The sequence below is a fragment of the Paenibacillus sp. 1_12 genome (assembly GCF_900114475.1).
Classification (GTDB): domain Bacteria; phylum Bacillota; class Bacilli; order Paenibacillales; family NBRC-103111; genus Paenibacillus_S.
Genome location: NZ_FOTE01000011.1, coordinates 169454 through 189400 on the forward strand (window position 1 = coordinate 169454; position 19947 = coordinate 189400).

The window sequence follows — 19947 nt, forward strand, 5'->3', positions numbered from 1 at the left end:
AAAGATGAAAAAAGGTATAATACATGGGAACAGGTATTCCTATGCAGCTCATTGTCGTTCGGTGTAAGACTTCGTCGAGAGGTGCATATTATTTATCGGAAGCAAGCGGTCAAAAGTTTAGAAAAATTGATCATTCGATGGACGGTGATGGAATGAACGAAGTGACGATGAGCAACAAACCCTTTGAATTGATTTCGGATTATACGCCACAGGGCGACCAGCCTAGAGCCATAGAGCAGCTGCTGCAAAGTATTCAATCGGGACAAAAGCATCAAACCCTGCTCGGTGCGACAGGTACGGGTAAAACGTTCACGGCTGCCCATGTCATTGCCAAGCTCAATCGACCTACGCTGTTAATTGCTCATAATAAAACACTTGCTGCGCAGCTATGCAGTGAGTTGAAAGAGTTTTTTCCTAACAATGCGGTTTCTTATTTCGTCAGCTACTATGACTACTACCAACCAGAGGCTTACATTGCTTCTTCAGATACATTTATTGAAAAAGACTCCAGTATTAACGAAGAGATTGACAAGCTGCGGCACTCCGCAACCAGCTCATTATTCGAACGGCGCGATGTTATTGTCGTCGCCAGTGTATCGTGTATTTACGGCTTGGGATCACCGATGGAATACCGCAATCTGGTGCTGTCGCTGCGAGTTGGTATGGAGCGCTCCCGCAACGAGCTGCTGCATCGCTTAATCGATATCCAATACCAACGTAATGATATGAACTTTGTACGCGGCACGTTTCGTGTGCGTGGAGATGTTGTGGAAATATTTCCTGCCTCCCATAGTGAGCATGCGGTTAGGGTTGAATTGTTCGGGGATGAGATTGAACGAATTACAGAGATTGATGTATTAACGGGAGAAATCCTCGGTGAACGCGAGCATATCGCGATCTTCCCGGCTTCCCACTTCGTTACCCACGAGGATACGATGAAACGTGCGCTTGTCAATATTGAGCGGGAGCTGGAGGAACGACTGGCTGAGCTTAATGCCAAGGGCAAGCTGCTTGAAGCCCAGCGGCTGGAACAGCGGACACGTTACGACATTGAGATGATGCAGGAAATGGGTTTTTGCTCCGGAATCGAGAACTACTCAGGTCCATTAACGTTCCGTGAGTCAGGAGCAACACCGTATACGCTGTTCGACTACTTTCCGGATGATATGCTGATCATGGTAGATGAATCACATGTGACACTGCCACAGATCCGCGGGATGTACAACGGTGACCGAGCACGGAAGGAAGTGCTTGTGGAGCACGGCTTCCGGCTGCCTTCAGCGATGGATAACCGTCCTCTGCGCTTTGAGGAATTCGAGGATAAAGTCACACAAGCGGTGTTTATATCAGCGACCCCGGGGCCCTATGAATTGGAGCATTGTCCAGTAATGGTAGAGCAGATTATTAGACCTACCGGTTTGATTGATCCGATTATAGAGGTTCGAAAGACCAAAGGTCAGATCGATGATTTGCTGGGAGAAATCAACGACCGTATCCGCAAGGATGAGCGTGTGCTCGTTACGACTTTAACGAAGAAAATGTCAGAGGATCTGACTGATTATTTCAAGGAAATCGGTATCAAAGTACGTTATTTACACTCCGATATCAAGACTTTGGAGCGGATGCAAATTTTGCGGGATCTACGGCTGGGTGTGTTTCATGTACTCGTTGGTATTAATCTGCTGCGGGAAGGACTTGATTTACCGGAGGTATCGCTTGTTGCCATTTTGGATGCCGATAAAGAAGGTTTCTTGCGCTCAGAGCGCTCCCTGATTCAAACCATTGGCCGTGCGGCCCGGAATTCCAACGGACGTGTTATTATGTATGGGGATAAAATTACCGATTCGATGGCTAAAGCAATGGGAGAGACGGAGCGCCGTCGTGAAATTCAGCTTGCCTATAACGTGAAGCACGACATAACACCACAAACGATTCAGAAAAAAGTTCGTGATGTGATCGAGGCAGTTAAGGTAGCCGAACAGAAAGCTGACTATTTAACCGATATCAAGGGCACCAAAATGTCCAAAAAGGATAAAATGTCTTTGATCGAACGCTTAGAGAAAGAAATGAAGGATGCCGCCAAAAACCTGCAGTTTGAACGAGCAGCTGAGCTTCGTGATGCCGTTATGGAATTAAAAGCCGATTTGTAAAGGATAGGAGTAATCGGTTGGATCGTTTATAATAGATAAGATGGCAGATGCTTGGCAATCCGTTGAAATCAAAAGGATGGTGTTATGCACGTGGTCAGAGACAATATTGTAATCAAGGGCGCGCGAGCGCATAATTTAAAAAATATTGATGTCACGATTCCTCGGGATCGTTTTGTTGTGCTTACAGGCTTAAGCGGCTCAGGCAAATCGTCGCTTGCTTTTGATACGATTTACGCAGAGGGACAGCGTCGTTACGTGGAGTCCCTTTCTGCTTATGCGCGGCAATTTTTAGGGCAAATGGACAAACCGGATGTAGATTCCATAGAGGGACTCTCACCGGCCATTTCCATCGATCAGAAGACGACAAGCCGTAACCCGCGTTCTACCGTAGGAACGGTCACGGAGATCTACGATTATCTTCGATTGCTGTTCGCTCGTATTGGACGTCCGCATTGTCCCGATCACAAGATCGAAATAACCTCGCAAACTGTCGAGCAGATGGTAGATCGGATTATGGAGTATCCTGAGCGAACCCGTCTGCAGATTCTGGCACCGATTATTTCGGGCCGCAAGGGCGAACACACCAAGCTGTTGGCTGATATTCATAAGCAGGGCTTTGTCCGTGTGCGCGTTAATGGGGAAACCATGGATTTATCTGAGAAGATCGAGCTTGATAAAAATAAAAAGCATAACATCGAAGTCGTTGTTGACCGTATCGTCGTTAAGGACGATGTGCAAAGTCGACTGGCCGATTCGTTGGAAACGGCACTTAAGCTCGGTGAAGGTAGGGTTCTCGTCGATATTATCGATCAGGAAGAGTTGCTGTTCAGTCAAAATTTGGCTTGCCCAATATGCGGATTCAGCATCGAAGAGCTGGCCCCAAGAATGTTCTCCTTCAACAGTCCCTTTGGTGCTTGTCCGGATTGTGATGGACTAGGAAGTAAAATGGTAATAGATCCCGATCTGCTCGTACCGAACCCACAGCTATCGATTGAGCAAGGCGCATTTGAGGCTTGGGCAGGAAGTACATCGAATTATTATCCTCAGTTTTTGGCAGCCGTATGCGAGCATTACGGGATTTCACGGACGATGCCGGTTGCTGAATTAACCCCCGAACAAATGAAAAAGCTGCTTCTGGGTACAGGCGGAGAGAAGGTGCGGTTCCGTTACGAGAATGATATGGGACACAAGAAAGAAGCGATGGTTCCATTCGAAGGTATAATTCACAATTTGGAACGTCGTTATCGTGATACGTTCTCCGAGGGTATCCGTGAGCATATCGAGGGCTATATGAGCTCGAAGCCTTGCGGCAAGTGTAAGGGCCAGCGCTTAAAAGCGGAGTCACTGGCCGTCACCATCAACGGGAAAAATATCGCTTATGTCACTTCCTTATCGATTGGCGATTCAGCGGAATGGTTCGACTCCTTGACATTAACAGACAGAGAAACGCAAATTGCCCAATTGATACTTAAGGAAATTAAAGCTCGGTTAGGCTTTCTCGTCAATGTTGGTCTGGATTATTTGACGATGCATCGTGCAGCAGGCACACTTTCCGGTGGTGAGGCACAGCGAATCCGCTTGGCGACACAGATTGGATCGAGTCTCATGGGAGTGCTCTACATTTTGGATGAGCCCAGTATAGGGCTGCATCAGCGTGACAATGAGCGGTTGATTCAAACGCTGGAGCATATGCGTGATCTTGGCAATACGCTGATCGTCGTGGAGCATGATGAAGACACCATGATGGCAGCCGACTATATTATTGATATCGGTCCAGGAGCTGGCGTGCATGGCGGGAAGGTCGTGTCTCAAGGGACTCCACAGGAAATTATGAATGACCCAGCCTCGTTAACAGGCCAATATTTAAGCGGCAAAAAATTTATCCCGATCGCAGCCACGCGGCGGGAACCTAATGGGAAATGGCTGGAAATCAAGGGAGCTAAGGAAAATAATCTGCGTAATGTGAACGTCAAGCTGCCACTGGGTGTATTCACTTGTGTAACGGGTGTATCCGGATCAGGAAAAAGCACACTAATTAATGAAATTTTATATAAAACCCTAGCCAAAGAATTGAATAGAGCTAAGGTACGTCCAGGCGAGCATCGGGAATTTAACGGGCTTGAGCACGTGGACAAGGTTATTGAGATTGACCAATCGCCAATAGGTCGGACACCGCGATCCAATCCAGCCACCTATACAGGAGTGTTTGACGATATTCGGGATTTGTTTGCGACAACCAATGAAGCTAAGGTGCGTGGTTACAAAAAAGGTCGTTTCAGCTTTAATGTGAAAGGTGGCCGTTGTGAAGCCTGCAGCGGAGACGGGATCATCAAGATAGAGATGCATTTCTTGCCGGATGTGTACGTGCCTTGCGAAATTTGCAAAGGCAAACGGTACAATCGGGAAACACTTGAAATTCATTATAAAGGGAAAAGCATTTCCGATGTGCTGGCCATGACCATAGAGGATTCTTGTGAATTTTTCAAAAATGTACCGCGGATTCACCGTAAGCTGCATACGCTTCTTGAGGTGGGCTTGGGTTATATGGATCTCGGACAACCGGCAACCACATTGTCTGGTGGTGAGGCACAGCGTGTGAAGCTGGCGGCTGAGCTATACCGTAGAAGTACAGGCAAAACCATCTATATTCTCGATGAGCCGACAACAGGATTGCATATTCACGATATTGATCGACTGCTTAAGGTACTGCACAAGCTGGTGGATAATGGCGATAGCGTTCTTGTCATCGAGCACAATTTGGATGTCATCAAGACAGCTGATTATATGATAGATCTAGGCCCCGAGGGTGGCAGCAAAGGCGGAACCATCGTAGCTACGGGAACTCCAGAGGAAGTCGTCAAAGTCAAAGGCTCCTACACAGGGAAATACCTCAAGCCTATTCTGGAGCGTGATAAAGTCAGATCTGCTGAATATGTAGAGCAGTTGGCGTAACATATTATCATGTCTGGAGTTATAAATGTTAGAAGCAATGGACACTGTATAGATACACAGCATTATTTTGAAAAAGCATCTGCACAAAGGCTAGAAATGTTGACAAAGTTGTTACACTTCACCAAATCACTTGCACTTCGCAGCTAGTCAAGCTAAGATATAATATAAGCAATCTTGTAACCATGAGGAGGTCTCTCGATGTTTTTGGCCGAAGAGGCAGCACAAGCAGCGCAAGCCGCATCAACTTTTAACGGTTTTGACGTATTCGTGATCTTGTTCACGATTGTAATCGCTATTGGTGTAATACGTTTACTGGCATCTCCTAAGAAAAATATTTTTGCCATCGGCTTTGGTGGAATTAGCTTGGTTGTTTTTTTAGTGATGGATGCTGTAATGGTTATGAGCTGGATGGGTAAACTCTAGGCAGTCCAATATAGAGACCTTACTTACCATGATCTTACCCTATGACGAAGAGAAACCCTTGGACCCGAGTCCAAGGGTTTTTTGTGCAATTGGAGTCCTTCAAAACACACATATTCCATAAAAAAAAGCCGAGGAGCCTATTCCTCGACTTTTCATTATCTACATCCCTTGGTCAAGGCAGATGCTATACATTGGGGTTAAACCCACCACATCTCACCAACGGGATCTTTAATCAAAATTTGCTGCAGGTTTTGTACAGCTTTGGTAAAGCCCTCATCTACCGACATCAAGCCATCCTCATGCTCAATACTAACTACATAGTCATAGCCGACAAGACGTAGAGCACTTATAATATCAGCCCATGTTTTCATGTCATGACCGTAGCCGACAGTGCGGAACTGCCATGCGCGATCCAGCATCAAGGTGTAGGATTGCATATCTGTAACACCATGCTTGTTTACATTAATAGGATCAATGGTCGTATCCTTGGCATGGAAATGATGAATAGCGTTCGCACGGCCTAATATTTGCACCGCTTGTACTGGATCGATTCCCTGCCACCACATATGGCTTGGATCAAGGTTAGCACCGATAACGTCGCCTGCGGCTTCACGAAGACGCAGTAGTGTAGCTGGTGTATGTACAGAGAAGCCGCCATGCAGCTCAAGACCGATTTTCACATTGCGGTCCGAAGCGAATTTACCGGTTTCTGTCCAGTAAGGGATAACTTTGTTCGTCCACTGCCAATCCAGAATTTCCTGGTAATCATTCGGCCATGGAGCTACAGGCCAGTTCGGGTATTTGGCACCTTCATGATCGCCCGGGCAGCCAGAAAACGTATTGACGACAGGAACCTCCAGCTTTTCAGCCAGCTCAATCGTTTTGATGATCGTATTATGATGATCCGTTGCTATTGGCTGCTGCGGATGCAGCGGATTGCCATGGCAGCTGAGCGCGCTTATGATCAGCCCACGGGATTCTACTGCCTTTTTAAAAGCTTTCAACTTGCCTTCATCGGCTAATAAAACCTCTGGGTTGCAATGAGCATTTCCTGGATAGCCACCTGTTCCAATTTCAATTGCTTCCAAGCCTTTTGCAGCAATGTAATCGAGGGTTTCTTCAAGAGATTTCTGGGCAAATAATACGGCAAATACGCCTAACTTCATAAGACACCTCCGAGAAAATGAGAAATGTACGCGTGTACGCACTATAGCAAATTATAGCATTGTTTGCCTGTTAACTCAAAGTGCAAGATGAGGACACTCTAATTCCATACGTAGAATGATAACTGACTCAGCTTCGAGGTATTGCTATGAGGCTGCTAGAGTAGAGCAGCAAAAATGATGAATAAGCAAAAGCCTCGACGATATAGCCTAACACATTTACTTGTTATCTAGGCGAATGAACAAGCGCGTCACAAAGTCCCACATATACTGTACCATTCACAGAGAAGGAGATGATCCATTTGGCTTATAACAATAATAATAATTTTCAATGTCCACAGGCCGACCCGATTTTTACAGATCCTACACAGGTGATCCGCAATTTTTACTATCCACAACCAGTGCCGGTTATTCACCCGGTTGAAGTCGTTAATCGGCACCATTGTGTTCCAGTTCCGCATCATTTCGTTTCCTGCACGGTGAGAGATGAAGTTTGCACAATCAGCAGCCGTAGTAATAAGAAGCGGGATACTGGCAGCTCCAGAGCTAAAATTTCGCGTGCCAAGCTGAGAAAATAATATTTGAGGCACCGCAGGCTGCCGGCTTTTGAAGCGCTCTTGATCATATGACTGCTTCAAAGACTCATTCTTTCCATTATGGAGTATGTGCTGCTTGCAGAAGGCTGAGTTCAGCGGCATAGAAAAGAGTCTCGTATCCGGTATAACCGGATAGAGACTCTGGATGCTTGAAAATGCGAAGCTTAGTCGAATCGGATAAGGATAATCTGACAGCAAGTAAACAAACGTAATGGCTTTCGGAATGTTCACTATTAAAGCTAAAAGGGCCAATTCAGCAGTCCACGGTAAATTTTCCATACCGTTTCCGTATTACCGCTGTAGATAATAACGGAGAAAGTGACAATGGCTTGGGTAAGCGCACAGCGGGCGAGAAAATAAGTCCTTGAAACCTTTTTCTTATTGACTGTCGATTTGCCAAGCATGTTTTCCAGTGCAATTACAATTCCGTGATAGAGACCATAGAAAAAATAGAGCCAGCTAAAGCCGTGCCAGAGACCGACCAACACCATAATCAAGATGGACAAGCCTGAAGCCGTCAATTTACTTGGCGCTTGCCGCGAAAAAAACATGAAAATATGCTCACGAAACCAATCCCCTAGTGTTGCATGCCAGTTTCGCCAAAATTGGGTTAGGGTTGGTGATTGGAACGGTTTTTTGAAGTTTTCCGGAATATTGTAGCCCATTAAGCGACCGAAGCCGATGGCAATATCAGAATAGCCTGAGAAGTCAAAGAAAATGAGCGCATAAAACCATACCATTAGAAACAGCGATTGATGCGTATGCAGTTCGCCCTGCTGCATATAGGTAAACACGTCGGTCATCCAGGTAACCAGAACGATTTTTTTGAACATCCCGATAATAATCCGTTTGACATTATCCTCAACCTGAGCCGAAGTCAGCTTATAGGGCTGCTTTGTATCCGCCATAAAATCACGGAATTTCAGAATAGGTCCCGATGTAAAGGTGGGCACGAATAGGACGTAGTTCGCGTAATCAATCAACTTGGCACGGGCGTCTTTACCAATAAAATAAGCAAAGTAATGCGCATCGATAACCTTCAGCACGTTGTAGATCAGACCGATCAGCATGACTGTATCAAACAATGGGTTTTCGAATATTTGCATGCCATACATACGCATTCCGCAAACACCAGCGACATTAAGTGCAATCAGCGTAATGAACCAGCCTTTACGCCAAGAGGTGGTATGACACAGAAATCGGAAGCCAATATAATTCAACAGTGTATAGATGATGTAAAAGACAAAAAGCTTCTTGCTGAACACCAGCAAGAAACTGAGGTTGAACGCCAGCAGCAATATGCGTTTATTGTGGGGCCACCAACGGGTAAGCGCCAGAATGAGAATCATTCCGCACATGGCCATGACTGCGTTCATGTTCAAATACCACATAACCTGACTCCCTTGAATGAAAGATGGCCGAGCCTTGAAGAGGCTCAGAACCCCTCGTATATAAACAATCCTTTACCTGTAAAATAGATCAAAACAATAATCAGCATCGCCGTATAGAAGATCACTTCGACGATTTTGCGAGGGATTGGAGCCATGCGTCAACCTCCTTGGTAAATACGGGAGCCCCGACTTCACGGCTCAAATGGACGAGATCATGAAACTGCGCTGGCTTATAGGTGCTGAGCAAATCAAGCACAGGCACCTGATGCTGAACGAGCTTTTGGTTCACGGCAGCTTGTAAGCCTGGCATGTACTTGGGAACCGGATACGCCGTATTCCAAGGCATCCAGATAACACGAACAGGCAGCTTGTGATCATCGGTATACCGCAAAATAGAATCAAGTGCCTGCAAATTATTTTGATAATCGGGCTGTGACATCCATCCGAAGCGGCGCTCATAATCGTCCCATTTGGTCTTCAGCTCATCATCGGTCTTTTTGCCAAAATAAAGCTCCTTATCAATCCAACGGGGCTGGTAAGCGAACAGCTTGGAGCGGTTAAGCTCAAGTGTACCCTGGTACAGCTGACGAACGGCTTCACTGCCGGAATCCCGAAAATAGTCGCGATATGTATATACATATGGCTGGTACCAGGGCTTGAACCACTGATAGGTCGGGTCTGTTTCCAGGCTGTCGATCATCGTATGCACATCAATAGCGATCACAAGCTGATCCTCGACATGAAAGAGACCCCGCTCCAACAGCGCCTGTAGATCGGTGAGCTTCCCATAGGACAGCCCCAGCTCAATGAGCCCCGATTTGGATTGCTCCTCGATATAGGCACCTGTTACGGAAGAATTTCCGAAGAAAGCCGGACCGTGATCCAGCCATCCGTGATGATATAAGGTTTTGGTAAAGTCGTTTTTATAAAAGCGCCGCGAGGTAACCATCGGGTCCCAAATCGAGATCAGAACGTCCGACAGCACGAAAGCAGCAAGCAGCAGCAGCACGAAGCTGTTTTTACGAAAAAAGGCGATCAGTTTCATAAGGAACCCACATCTTTGTTTAGAAATAAAGAGCATGTAATACGTTAATGTTTTTACACAGTATCGTAAGCTGAGTCTATTTAAAACCGAAGGGCTTGGCAATCAGCTTAAGCATGATAAGTGCATAACGAGTGAATTAGCTACAGAGATTTTTGCTGCCAGGCGTGGTATTGCTCGCGGAATGTATTTGGCCAATTGGCCTCATCCAATCCATATTGGGCCAGGAAGGCAAAGGTCCATCGTTCAATCCCGAAGCCTACACAGCCAGTAACGGCCGGACGTTTGCCCATTTTGATCTGAAAGGCATTGCCGAATGTGTTGCTATGGAAATTAATCGAGCCACAGGCGATTGATTTTTTAATGTGCGGTATCGTCAGGCGCAGCTCGTACTTCATCTCTTGATTGCGCTGGAACGAAGCCTTGGTTTGAAAATCATTCGTAAAAAAAGGATCGTTGGCAATTTCCATCATGCTATCCACATTCCATTCGACGGCCAATTCCTTCATATATTCGATAGAGCGCAGGCGGTTTTCTTTAACAAACTCCGGTTTACCGACAAAAATAATTTCACGCATGCTGAAATCCAGCAAACGGCCAAAGTCGCTGTGATTGCGTGACTCGAAACGGTGGCATTTGGAAATGGCTGTCACGATGAGACCATCGCCTTCCAGCGTTTCATTTTGCAAGCCCTCATAGCAGTGATAGCAGGTCGAAGGGTTCATTGTGAACTTAGGAATCGGCATTGTCTTGTTTAGATCGAGCGGAGCATCTGACTTCCAGCCTCCTGAATCACGAATGGATTGCGAAAAGGCTTCAATAATGTCCAAATCCTCGCGCAGGTGCGTTAGGAAATGAATGTGCTCAGGAAAAGAGGTAAAATGGTTCGTTTTGTTCAGTGTTTCGCAATGAATGACAGCTGGGTAGGACTCTTCCTTAATGCCTTCAAAGCGATTGCCGATTTTGGTGACGAATGAATAGTCAAAAAAGCGCATCAAGCTGGAAAACGGTTCACGGAAAATGAATAAGCCTTCTTCCAGCACCTTGATAATTTTGCGTTCTACGAGCTCGGCAATGATATCGCCTTCGTAGGGAGTGTTCACCTTATGCTCGAATAAAATATTTTCCTTGAATCCAAAATCTCCATGTGAAAAACGTTCAATCAAGCGGCGAACCTGTGCTTCAATAGCAGCATCGCCTTTAGGTGATTCGTGAATAATGTGAATGTGATTGTTTTCAAGTTTAATATCGCGAATTTGCTCGTCGATGAAGGCGACCGCATATTTAAGCTGGCCATGCTGGCTCTCTGCCAGCCCTTCGAGGGAAACGACGCATTCCATAGGTCATTACCTCACAGTCTTTTTTTGGATGAAGTCGGCGATTTCACGCACGGTGTTCATAGAATACAGCATCAGGTCCTGATTCGTCACCTGAATATCATACGTTTGCTCGATATGCGCAATCAATGCCGTAGCACCGATCGAGTCCACGTAACCGTAATCGAACAGGTGGACATCATTTGTAAACTCGTCGTCGTCCGGTTCAATTTCGTAGCGGTTGCGGATATGCGCCTCTAACTGTGAAAGCAGATCTTGCATGTGGTGTTCCTCCTTGTTTAGGCAGTTCTGTTTATTAGGTATAACGCGGCAGGGTGAGAAGTGTTGTAAACAACACTTGTGAGACTGATCAGTAGTGAATCAGGATCGTCGTAGCCGCGCCAAAATGGGTTACGGTATATAGATTGCTATCATCCTGTACGACCTGAAGCTGATCGCCTTCGATGTGAAGAGGAATTGTGCTTCTCAGCTGTATTTGCTGCATGCCTGCCGCTTGAAGCTCAAGCTTCCACTCCTTGGAAGCTTTGTGCAGGGTATAAGGCACATTGCTGCGCAGCAGATGCGGACCTGATGACTGTAAAAGAACGTTAGCAGGAACGGCGTCGGATAAGCTGCTGGATGTTTGAACAGAGTCAGCTGTCTTGGCATCGTTAAAACGGACAAGTGTAGTTAACGGCACGCCTACATACAGTTTATCATTACGCCAATCTGAAATATCTGATTCTGTTGACAACGGACGATCCGCGTAGGCTTGACCACGCTCAATGGAAACGCCAAGCGTCCCTTTATATTCGGCAGCCTGTACAGGCACGCCTTGTGTAAGCGGCTTGATGCGAATCGTTGGTTCCGTATGCATGCCCAACATATGCTTGAACCGATCCAAAACAACCTCGCTCCAGGGACGATAAATGGTTACCTGTGTGGTTAAGGTATTGAGCACCGAGCGTGCCATCTGCGTCTCTGACATAAAGTTGTAGCTGTGTTCGTTGCGAATTTGATCCAAAAACTTCACGAATTCAAGCAGTTCGCCAACACGACTTGGAAAACGATATTCGATATGCTCGAAATAATCAATGGGCATATCTTGTGCAATATAGGACTGGAACAAATCCTCCGTCGTATACTGCGGATCAAGCCTAAGCACCGGTGCAGGTGTACTCAACAGCATTGGAGGCTGGCTCGGCAGACCCGTTGCCGAATCGGTCATTAAGAATGGCATTCCCCAATTGTACTGCACACCAAGCCGTGGCTCGTTAGGGATATTAGCGGGTCTAAAGCCGAAGTTAAACCATATCCCCGCATCCCGTTCATTGCGCAGCGTTTGTGTGGGATCTGGATTATTAATCCGCCACGTATGCTGATTGGTTCCTGGCATATTCCAGGGAATACCGAGCCGGTCAAAGGCTTGTCGATGCAGTGCAAGCTCGGCTTTTTCCTGCGCATCGCTTGTGAAATTATGGAAAAATAGATGCGGATACAATTCAAGATAATGATCCTTGTTATATTGAATGAAAGCCTGCAATTGCTCGGCGTAAGGGAATTTGGGATCATCTACGGTCGTTGGCATCCCGAATTCGAGCTGTCCCACAATCAGATCATCCTTGCCATCGTGATTGAGATCGTACCAGAGCGGTACGGAATTATGTCCACCGACAAGGGCATGATTACCGAGCTGATTGAGCGTAGAGCCTTCTAGCACGCCGGTAGGCTCCCACTGACCATTTGCAATTTGCGTATATACACGCAGATCGCCTTCGGAGCTGCCGACCACAAGCTCAGGTCGGCCATCGCCGTTTACATCGTGTAGCGATGGCGCGGCGTAGGACGCCGGCAGCCTGAACAACAGGCTGCCTGGCTCAAAGGCAAGCGGCTCCCCGGCTGTGCCGGAGCCAGCGCCAGCGGCGCCGACTCGGCCCGCTGCGCGTTGGCCGCGATAGAGCGTTACACCGCCTGCGGCATCCCCGACTATGAGGTCGGGAACGCCGTCGCCGGTGGTGTCACCCACAGCCACAGCCACGGGTGCTGTGGCTCGAATGACCTGCCCGCCCGCCAGAAGCGGGGCAGGCGGTGTAAACGCGCCGCCGGCTGCGCCATAGGCGACGGCAAGCGTGCCATCCGGTAGGCCGAGGATAAGATCCGGCCTACCTTCGGCGTTCAGGTCATACGCGGCTACGCTTGCGTATGATCCGGTTTGCAGCGGCTGCCCATTCACCAGTCGCAATGGCTCGCGCTTCCCGAAAGCATCGGGTGCCGCAATGCTAGTGCTCTTACTCCCCGCAGCAATGTCGCTCTTCCGCGCTTCTTGCTCGCCCTTCGCTGTGTTGCCGCCTACAAGCGGCTCTTTCACGCTTTTACTGCCTTCGCCAGTGTCTCCAATTACCGGCATGACCTGCCCGGCATAAGCTTCTGGCTGCGAACCCAGGTTACGGTAAGCATAGATCGAACCATCCGATGACCCGACTATCAGTTCGGGGAGCCCGTCGCCATCAAGATCAACTAGTGCCGGATAGGCACGGTAAGGCTCTTTGAAGGCGTCTCCCAGCGAATGATAGTTGGGATCGCGAGCAAGCTGGACGGGACGCCCGTCACTCATTAGACGAGTGCCGCTGGAGTAGAATGAGTTAACCGTTTCACCAACAAACTGCGGCTTTTCATTCGTGCCCGTATTTAAGTGAATGACCACGGATTCCTGCCATAGTCCCCAATGGAAAGAGGAACGAACCAGTGAAAACGATGGAAGCTGATTATATGTCTTCAATAATTCCGCCCATTGAATACCCTCACCGTCCCGAATCGCTTCAATCGCCTCAAAATGATTCTGATGGGCCATAGCAGGTCGGCCATAAGGACCGAGTACCTTTTTCACACTGTAGCCGAACGTCTCCTTGGATACAAAGGCCGCATATTCACTGCGAAGCAGCGCACTGCCTGTAGAGAACGTGAAATGAAAATAAGGCGCCAAGGGCAGCTGGGTTCGGTCAAAATATAAGGCTCCATCCGAAGGCTTGCTGTTCTTGTTCATCGTCTCAGCAAGCTTGGTGAAGCCAAGCGCTGCATCCATACCGCCAGCCAAATCATAGCCGGTAATATAATAACGATTAGGCAGCAGGGCGCTGCTGACCAAAACCGTTCCTTGTCCGTATCGGTTCAATGCGAACAATGTTGTATCATTCAGTGTAACGATGGGCTCCGCCGTAGATACGAGCAGTCCTTGTCCCCAAGAAAAGCGACCTAGATCAGCCAAACCGTCATGCTGCAAGTAATTATCCGTAAACTGGCGGAATAGCTGCTGGATAGCCTGCAAATTCAGCTCGACCTCTGGATACTGAAAAGACGACCAGCCTGCTTCCTGAGGCTGTGTACTTGCTTTCATCTTATCCGGTGGAGTGAGTCCCACCAACTGCTTGGCACCAATAAAATCTAATGGAAAATCCGAGACCAAGCCATTTTCAAGGAACAAGTGTCCACCCTGTGATACATAGCTTTGCAGCATATCGACCTGCTGTACGGATAAAGCTCCGTGCAGGGAAGGATCTACGTATACGGTATGATAAGTTTTTAATTGCCGTAAGTTTAGCTTCTCAATGGACTGTCGTTCCAGCTGTAAATTGGCAACCAATGACTGGTTCAACTGCCCGTATGCCGCTGTATCGAAGCTTTCACCATTTGTGATGTAGACCATGCGAATTGACAAATCTTTATTAGAAACAAACAGCCAAACAAGCGCGATAAGGATTATTAGGAGACTGATAACTGCACCTGTAATCCGGACTTTGGTTAACTTCAAAAAAACCCCTCAATTTTAATTCGGTTAAACTACTCAAATAGTATATCATGGATGCAGATCTTTGTTAACTTATGAGAGACTTGCGCGAAGAGCGGCTAAAGTTGAACAAAAGGCTAATTTTCCGGCGTTTTTATATGATTTTTACCATTTATGAAGGCAATTCCAGTGGCTTTAGACTTGACAATTCTGTTACACTGTATATATAGAAGCTCGTATTGAGCTGTACGCATAAGGGCGCATGTTAAATTAGAAAGATCACTGCGAGTACTTGGTTTACGGGGCACTTGCAAATGGAACAACATTCGGAGGCATATAAGCATGACAACAATTAAACGATCGGATATTGAATTACTGGCACCCGCCGGAGACTGGGATTGTTTACGGGCAGCCGTGGCCAATGGGGCTGATGCTGTATTTTTCGGAGTGGAAAAATTCAATGCGCGGGCAAGAGCCAACAATTTTTTAATGGATGATTTGCCGGATATTATGTCCTTTCTTCATTTGTATGGGGTGAAGGGATTTTTGACATTTAATATATTGGTATTTGAGGAAGAGTTAAGAGAAGCGCAAAAGCTGATTGAAGCCTGTATCGAGGCAGGTGTGGATGCGGTTATCGTGCAGGATCTGGGTTTAGTGAAGATGATTCGCGACATTTCGCCAGATTTTCCTATTCACGGTTCAACACAAATGACGATCACCTCGCCAGAGGCTGTCGAGTTTACTAAGCCTTGGGATATCGAACGGGTCGTTTTGGGGCGTGAAAACAATCTCAAGCAGATCAAACAAATTGGCGACCAGGCGAAGCTGCCGATGGAAGTGTTCGTGCATGGCGCTTTATGCGTTTCGTACTCAGGGCAGTGCCTGACCTCGGAAATGTGGGGAGGCCGTTCAGCCAACCGTGGAGAATGTGCGCAGGCTTGCCGTTTGCCGTATGATCTGATGGTGGATGGGGAGCAAAAGCCGATGGGTGATATCGCGTATCTGCTGTCACCAAAGGATTTGGCGGCGCTTGAGCTGGTTCCGGAGCTGATCGAAGCGGGTGTGACCTCCTTTAAGATCGAAGGCCGTTTGAAAAGCCCTGAGTATGTGGCTAACGTAGTTAGCAAATACCGGCTAGCAATCGACCGCTATTTTGATGGGGGCGATGTGAGACCAAGCAAGGAAGAGCTGCGCGAATTGGAGCAAAGCTTCTCTCGCGGATTTACGTACGGATTTTTAAAGGGTACAAATAATAAGCAGCTCGTAGAAGGTACTTATCCGAAAAGCCGCGGTATTTATCTAGGACGTGTTAAGCAAATTTTGCGTGATGGCGTGGTTTGCGAGCTGGAGGCTCCAGTTAAACGCGGTGATGGTATCTGCTTTGATGCTGGAGATCCTACGAAAAAAGAAGAAGGCGGCCGTGTTTACGACATTCGCCGCAGAGGTGTAAAGCTGGAAGGTGAAGCCGCAGGCGGCTTGATCGAAATTATTGCCGGACGTAATGATGTCGACTTGAGACGTCTGCATGTGGGAGACCGGATTTGGAAAACGAACGATCCCCATCTGGATAAAAGACTGCGCCAATCGTTTGAAAATGATCGGCCTTATCGCACCTTTCCGGTGAATATTAAAGTAACCGGAGCGCTAGGCGAACCGCTTCGCAGCTGGTGGACCGACACACGTACAGGACATACCGTCTACGTGGAGTCGGAGCTGCCGCTGGTTCAGGCACAAAAGCGTCCAATGGATGAAGCGCTGTTCGCAGAGCAGCTTGGCCGACTGGGCGGCACGATACTAGAGCTTGGAGCGCTGGATGTGCAGCTGGAGGGTGAGCTCATCGTACCGATGCGCGAGCTTAACGGCATGCGCCGCCGCGCTGTAGAGCTGCTTGAGACTGAGCGTCAGCGTCCGCGGGCTTACGTGAAGCGCAATGTCGATGCGTATGCAGATGTTCCTGAGCGTGCTCCTCAGCAGAAGCAGCTTCCTTCTGCCGTATCGGGATTTTCGGAAGCATCGGCCCGTCTTTCTGCTGCTGCTCCTCGTGTACAAATGACCGCTTTATGCCGCAGTCTGGAGCAGATTGAAGCGGCTCTAGCGACTAATGTCGATATGGTGATTGCTGATTTTGAATTTATTAAGCAATTTCCCGCAGCAGTCGAAGCAGCCCGTCGTGCCGGTAAGCGAATTGCGCTTGCAACACCGCGCATTCATATGCCGGGGGAAACCGGATATTTCCGTAATATTTCGAAGCTGAAGCCGGATGCGATTCTGGTTCGTAACACAGGAGCTGTATATTTCTATCTAAAGCAGCGGCTTGAACAGCCAAATGAGCAGCATCCGGAGTTGATCGGAGATTTTTCCCTAAATGTCGCCAATCATAAAACAGCGGCGCTGTTCCTTGAAGCGGGATTGAACAAAATTACACCATCCTATGATTTGAATATCCAGCAAATGGTCGACCTGCTGCATGCAGCGGATACCTCGAAGCTGGAAGTCGTTATTCATCAGCATATGCCTATGTTCCATACCGAGCATTGTGTATATTGTACATTCCTCAGCGAAGGAACAGACTATACGAACTGTGGACGTCCTTGCGAGGACCACAGTATTTCACTTCAGGATCGTGTTGGCATGTCACATCCGGTAAGGGTTGATGAAGGCTGCCGGAATACAGTATATAATGCAGTAGATCAATCCGGAGCTGAATATGTGCGCAATTTCATTGATTTAGGTATTTCCTCCTTCCGTATTGAGTTTTTGGAGGAAACAGGGGATAAGGTCAAAGAGGTGATTTCCTTGTATGAGCGTGCACTCAGTGGTGAGATTAGTGGAACTCAAGTATGGAAAACATTGAAAGCCACCAATCAATTGGGCGTCACAAGAGGACAGCTTTTGAATAAATAATTAATGAATTGTAGTGTATATAGAAGAATCTATGGAAATAGGCAGTTAGAACCCTTTGTAACGAGGGTCTAACTGTCCTTTTTTTGTTCACAATTTAGACACATTATTTTAAGCGAATTTTCAGATTCGTTTAAGCTGGGCTTATTGTTTGGCTTGTATATTATGGATGGTTTGGTTAAGCAGACAGAAAAATGGACATGGCTTGAAGAAGGCACAATTCGTTTTGAATGGAGGTTTTGAGGTGCTTGAGGTAAAACAGGTCAGCAAATTGTATGAGAACCAAAGAGGGGTCCACAGCATCGACTTTTCCATGAACCGCGGTGAAATTGTCGGTTTTCTGGGACCGAACGGGGCAGGAAAAACGACGACCATGCGGATGATTACCGGCTATTTGAATCCGACTCATGGATCGATCGCGATTGACGGTTTATCGATGGCTGATCATCCGAAGAAAGCCCGGCAAAAGATCGGTTATTTGCCGGAAACGCCGCCGTTGTACCCGGAAATGTCGGTACAGTCGTATTTGCAATTTATTGCCGATCTTCGCGGGATTCCTGTGAAGCAGCAAAAACATCGCATTGGTGAGGTCATCGAGCGGCTTGGCTTACAGGGGCGGGAGCGTCAGATCATGCGCAGCTTGTCCAAAGGCTATAAGCAGCGGATGGGGCTGGCACAGGCGATTTTGCACAATCCGGATTTATTGATTTTGGATGAACCCACCTCAGGGCTGGATCCTAAGCAGATTATTGAAATCCGTCAACTCATTCGCGAGCTGGGTGAAAACCATACGGTGCTGCTGAGTACGCATATCCTGCCGGAGATTAACACGTTATGTAATCGCGTATTGATTATTAATCAAGGGCGCATCGTGCTGGATGGTCATCCCGATCAGCTGGCGCAATCGATGGGCGAGACTTTCGAGGTCTCGCTTGAAGTGAAAGGGCCGCGCGAGGCCATTCTGGCCGAGCTGCGCAGCCTGCCGCAGATCGCCAGCGTGAAGCCGCTGGCGGATGTACTCGCTGCCGCAGAGCCGGCAGCGACCGATTCGGCTGCGCATACGCAGCAGCCGAATTCAGACGCGCCCGAGCACAGCGTGGGCGCGGAAGCTGTGCCAGCCGAGCCTGCGGCAAGGCAGGCATTGTCTTCCACGGTTACGGCGGAGCCGACCGTGCGGGTGCTTGTGTCCGCTGCGGACCGTGCGGACATACGCGAAGCGATCTTCTACCGCATGGCGGAGCGGCGGTATCCCATCCTGGCGATGCGCAAGGAGAGCTTGAGCTTGGAGGATATTTTCCTCAAGCTGACAACGAATGAAGCCATTGAAACCAGTGCGTCAGGTGATGGTGTTTCTGGAGGAACTGCTTCCGTCTTATCCGATCAATCGAAGAACGACAACGGCTCTGACACGGCTTCTTCTCATGAGGACAAGGAGGGGAATCCGAATGCGTAGAATAGGAGCGATTTGCAAAAAAGAGCTGCAGCTATATTTTTACTCGCCGACAGCATACGCGGCGTTCGCTTTCTTTTTCCTGATTTCGGGTTATTTTTTCAGTGCCAATTTCCTGTACCCACCTAATATTGTTGATGTTCGACCGGTAATCGGTACAGTAACATTCGTGTTTCTGCTGATTATTCCGCTGCTGACGATGAGACTGATGTCCGATGAGCTGCGTCAAGGTACTGATGAGCTGCTGCTGACATCGCCCGCGAGCATCACCGAGATTATTATTGGTAAATACTTGGCTGCCGCCGTTGTACAATTCATGCTTGTGGCGGGTTGTCTAATTTATCCGTGGATAATGAGTGCTTACGGAACGCTGGATCAGCCCATTCTTTGGCTATCCTACTTGAGCATGTTCCTAATCGGGGCGGCTATGATGTCTGTAGGACTGTTCGCATCATCCTTATCTGCCCATCAGATGGTTACTGGCATTGTCGCTTTTGCCATTCTGTTAATGCTTTGGACGGTGGAATGGTTAGGAGATTTGTTTGGCGGTAAGCTTAAGGACTATCTCAATTTATTTTCCATAGTCGGCCGTGGTGCCAATTTGCAGAAGGGCGTCCTGAATTTTGCCGATATATTGTTTTATATTACCTTGATTATCGTGTTTATCGTGCTCAGCATCCAGGTACTGGAGAGAAAACGCTGGAGGTAAATCAGGAAACAGCGCTTACGAAGTTAGTTTCGTTAAAGTGAAACTCAGCCAGCGCTTACAAAGAAAG

General features: G+C 47.7%; 13 protein-coding genes. 7 read left to right on the top strand and 6 right to left on the bottom strand.

What is annotated here, in order from left to right:
• The first annotated feature begins 152 nt into the window (after window positions 1–152).
• From uvrB to BM210_RS22965, 3 genes are all read left to right on the top strand, one after another.
• Window positions 153–2150 carry an excinuclease ABC subunit UvrB gene (gene uvrB, locus BM210_RS22955; protein WP_091173982.1) on the top strand — a complete coding sequence of 666 codons (1998 nt, stop codon included), beginning with the start codon at window positions 153–155 and terminating at the stop codon, window positions 2148–2150.
• 90 nt (window positions 2151–2240) lie between these two features.
• Entirely contained in the window at window positions 2241–5102 is a 2862-nt protein-coding gene (uvrA, locus tag BM210_RS22960; protein WP_091173985.1) for an excinuclease ABC subunit UvrA, read from the top strand.
• A gap of 198 nt (window positions 5103–5300) precedes the next feature.
• Entirely contained in the window at window positions 5301–5525 is a 225-nt protein-coding gene (locus BM210_RS22965) for a hypothetical protein (protein ID WP_091173923.1), read from the top strand.
• A gap of 197 nt (window positions 5526–5722) precedes the next feature.
• Here BM210_RS22965 and BM210_RS22970 read toward each other — a convergent pair whose 3' ends face one another.
• Window positions 5723–6691, bottom strand: coding sequence for a sugar phosphate isomerase/epimerase family protein (locus tag BM210_RS22970; RefSeq protein ID WP_091173925.1), 969 nt, complete (start codon window positions 6689–6691; stop codon window positions 5723–5725).
• A 299-nt stretch (window positions 6692–6990) separates the two neighbouring features.
• Between BM210_RS22970 and BM210_RS22975 the strand changes: the two genes are divergently transcribed.
• Window positions 6991–7266, top strand: a complete 276-nt coding sequence (locus BM210_RS22975; RefSeq protein WP_177237954.1) for a hypothetical protein — start codon at window positions 6991–6993, stop codon at window positions 7264–7266.
• Between the two features lie 257 nt (window positions 7267–7523).
• On the opposite strand, the gene BM210_RS22980 is transcribed toward BM210_RS22975, so the two are convergent.
• The 5 genes from BM210_RS22980 to BM210_RS23000 form a co-directional block, all read right to left on the bottom strand.
• A complete protein-coding gene (locus BM210_RS22980; RefSeq protein WP_091173927.1) occupies window positions 7524–8675 on the bottom strand; it encodes an MBOAT family O-acyltransferase in 1152 nt (383 codons plus the stop codon).
• Window positions 8676–8796: 121 nt separating this feature from the next.
• On the bottom strand, window positions 8797–9714 hold the full coding sequence (locus BM210_RS22985) for a hypothetical protein (protein ID WP_091173988.1): 918 nt from the start codon (window positions 9712–9714) through the stop codon (window positions 8797–8799).
• A gap of 146 nt (window positions 9715–9860) precedes the next feature.
• Complete coding sequence (locus BM210_RS22990; RefSeq protein WP_091173930.1) at window positions 9861–11057, bottom strand: hypothetical protein; 1197 nt, start codon at window positions 11055–11057, stop codon at window positions 9861–9863.
• A gap of 6 nt (window positions 11058–11063) precedes the next feature.
• Complete coding sequence (locus BM210_RS22995; protein ID WP_091173932.1) at window positions 11064–11315, bottom strand: acyl carrier protein; 252 nt, start codon at window positions 11313–11315, stop codon at window positions 11064–11066.
• 88 nt (window positions 11316–11403) lie between these two features.
• Window positions 11404–14841 carry an FG-GAP repeat domain-containing protein gene (locus BM210_RS23000; RefSeq protein ID WP_256223943.1) on the bottom strand — a complete coding sequence of 1146 codons (3438 nt, stop codon included), beginning with the start codon at window positions 14839–14841 and terminating at the stop codon, window positions 11404–11406.
• A 318-nt stretch (window positions 14842–15159) separates the two neighbouring features.
• On the opposite strand from BM210_RS23000, the gene BM210_RS23005 reads away from it, so the two are divergent.
• The 3 genes from BM210_RS23005 to BM210_RS23015 all read left to right on the top strand — a co-directional run bounded on the left by BM210_RS23005 (window position 15160) and on the right by BM210_RS23015 (window position 19880).
• A complete protein-coding gene (locus tag BM210_RS23005) occupies window positions 15160–17724 on the top strand; it encodes a U32 family peptidase (RefSeq protein ID WP_091173934.1) in 2565 nt (854 codons plus the stop codon).
• A gap of 241 nt (window positions 17725–17965) precedes the next feature.
• Window positions 17966–19174 (top strand): ABC transporter ATP-binding protein, encoded by a 1209-nt coding sequence (locus BM210_RS23010; protein ID WP_091173993.1) that lies wholly within the window; start codon window positions 17966–17968, stop codon window positions 19172–19174.
• Window positions 19167–19880 (top strand): ABC transporter permease subunit, encoded by a 714-nt coding sequence (locus BM210_RS23015; protein WP_177237955.1) that lies wholly within the window; start codon window positions 19167–19169, stop codon window positions 19878–19880. Before BM210_RS23010 ends, BM210_RS23015 begins: the two co-directional genes overlap by 8 nt.
• Window positions 19881–19947 lie beyond the last annotated feature (67 nt).

What these genes read in the sequence shown, in the direction of transcription:
- BM210_RS22980 (WP_091173927.1), bottom strand. Translation starts at nt 8,675, where the DNA reads ATGTGGTATTTGAACATGAACGCAGTCATGGCCATGTGCGGAATGATT.
- BM210_RS23015 (WP_177237955.1), top strand. Translation starts at nt 19,167, where the DNA reads ATGCGTAGAATAGGAGCGATTTGCAAAAAAGAGCTGCAGCTATATTTT.
- BM210_RS23005 (WP_091173934.1), top strand. Translation starts at nt 15,160, where the DNA reads ATGACAACAATTAAACGATCGGATATTGAATTACTGGCACCCGCCGGA.
- BM210_RS22990 (WP_091173930.1), bottom strand. Translation starts at nt 11,057, where the DNA reads ATGGAATGCGTCGTTTCCCTCGAAGGGCTGGCAGAGAGCCAGCATGGC.
- uvrB (WP_091173982.1), top strand. Translation starts at nt 153, where the DNA reads ATGAACGAAGTGACGATGAGCAACAAACCCTTTGAATTGATTTCGGAT.
- BM210_RS22995 (WP_091173932.1), bottom strand. Translation starts at nt 11,315, where the DNA reads ATGCAAGATCTGCTTTCACAGTTAGAGGCGCATATCCGCAACCGCTAC.
- BM210_RS22970 (WP_091173925.1), bottom strand. Translation starts at nt 6,691, where the DNA reads ATGAAGTTAGGCGTATTTGCCGTATTATTTGCCCAGAAATCTCTTGAA.
- BM210_RS22965 (WP_091173923.1), top strand. Translation starts at nt 5,301, where the DNA reads ATGTTTTTGGCCGAAGAGGCAGCACAAGCAGCGCAAGCCGCATCAACT.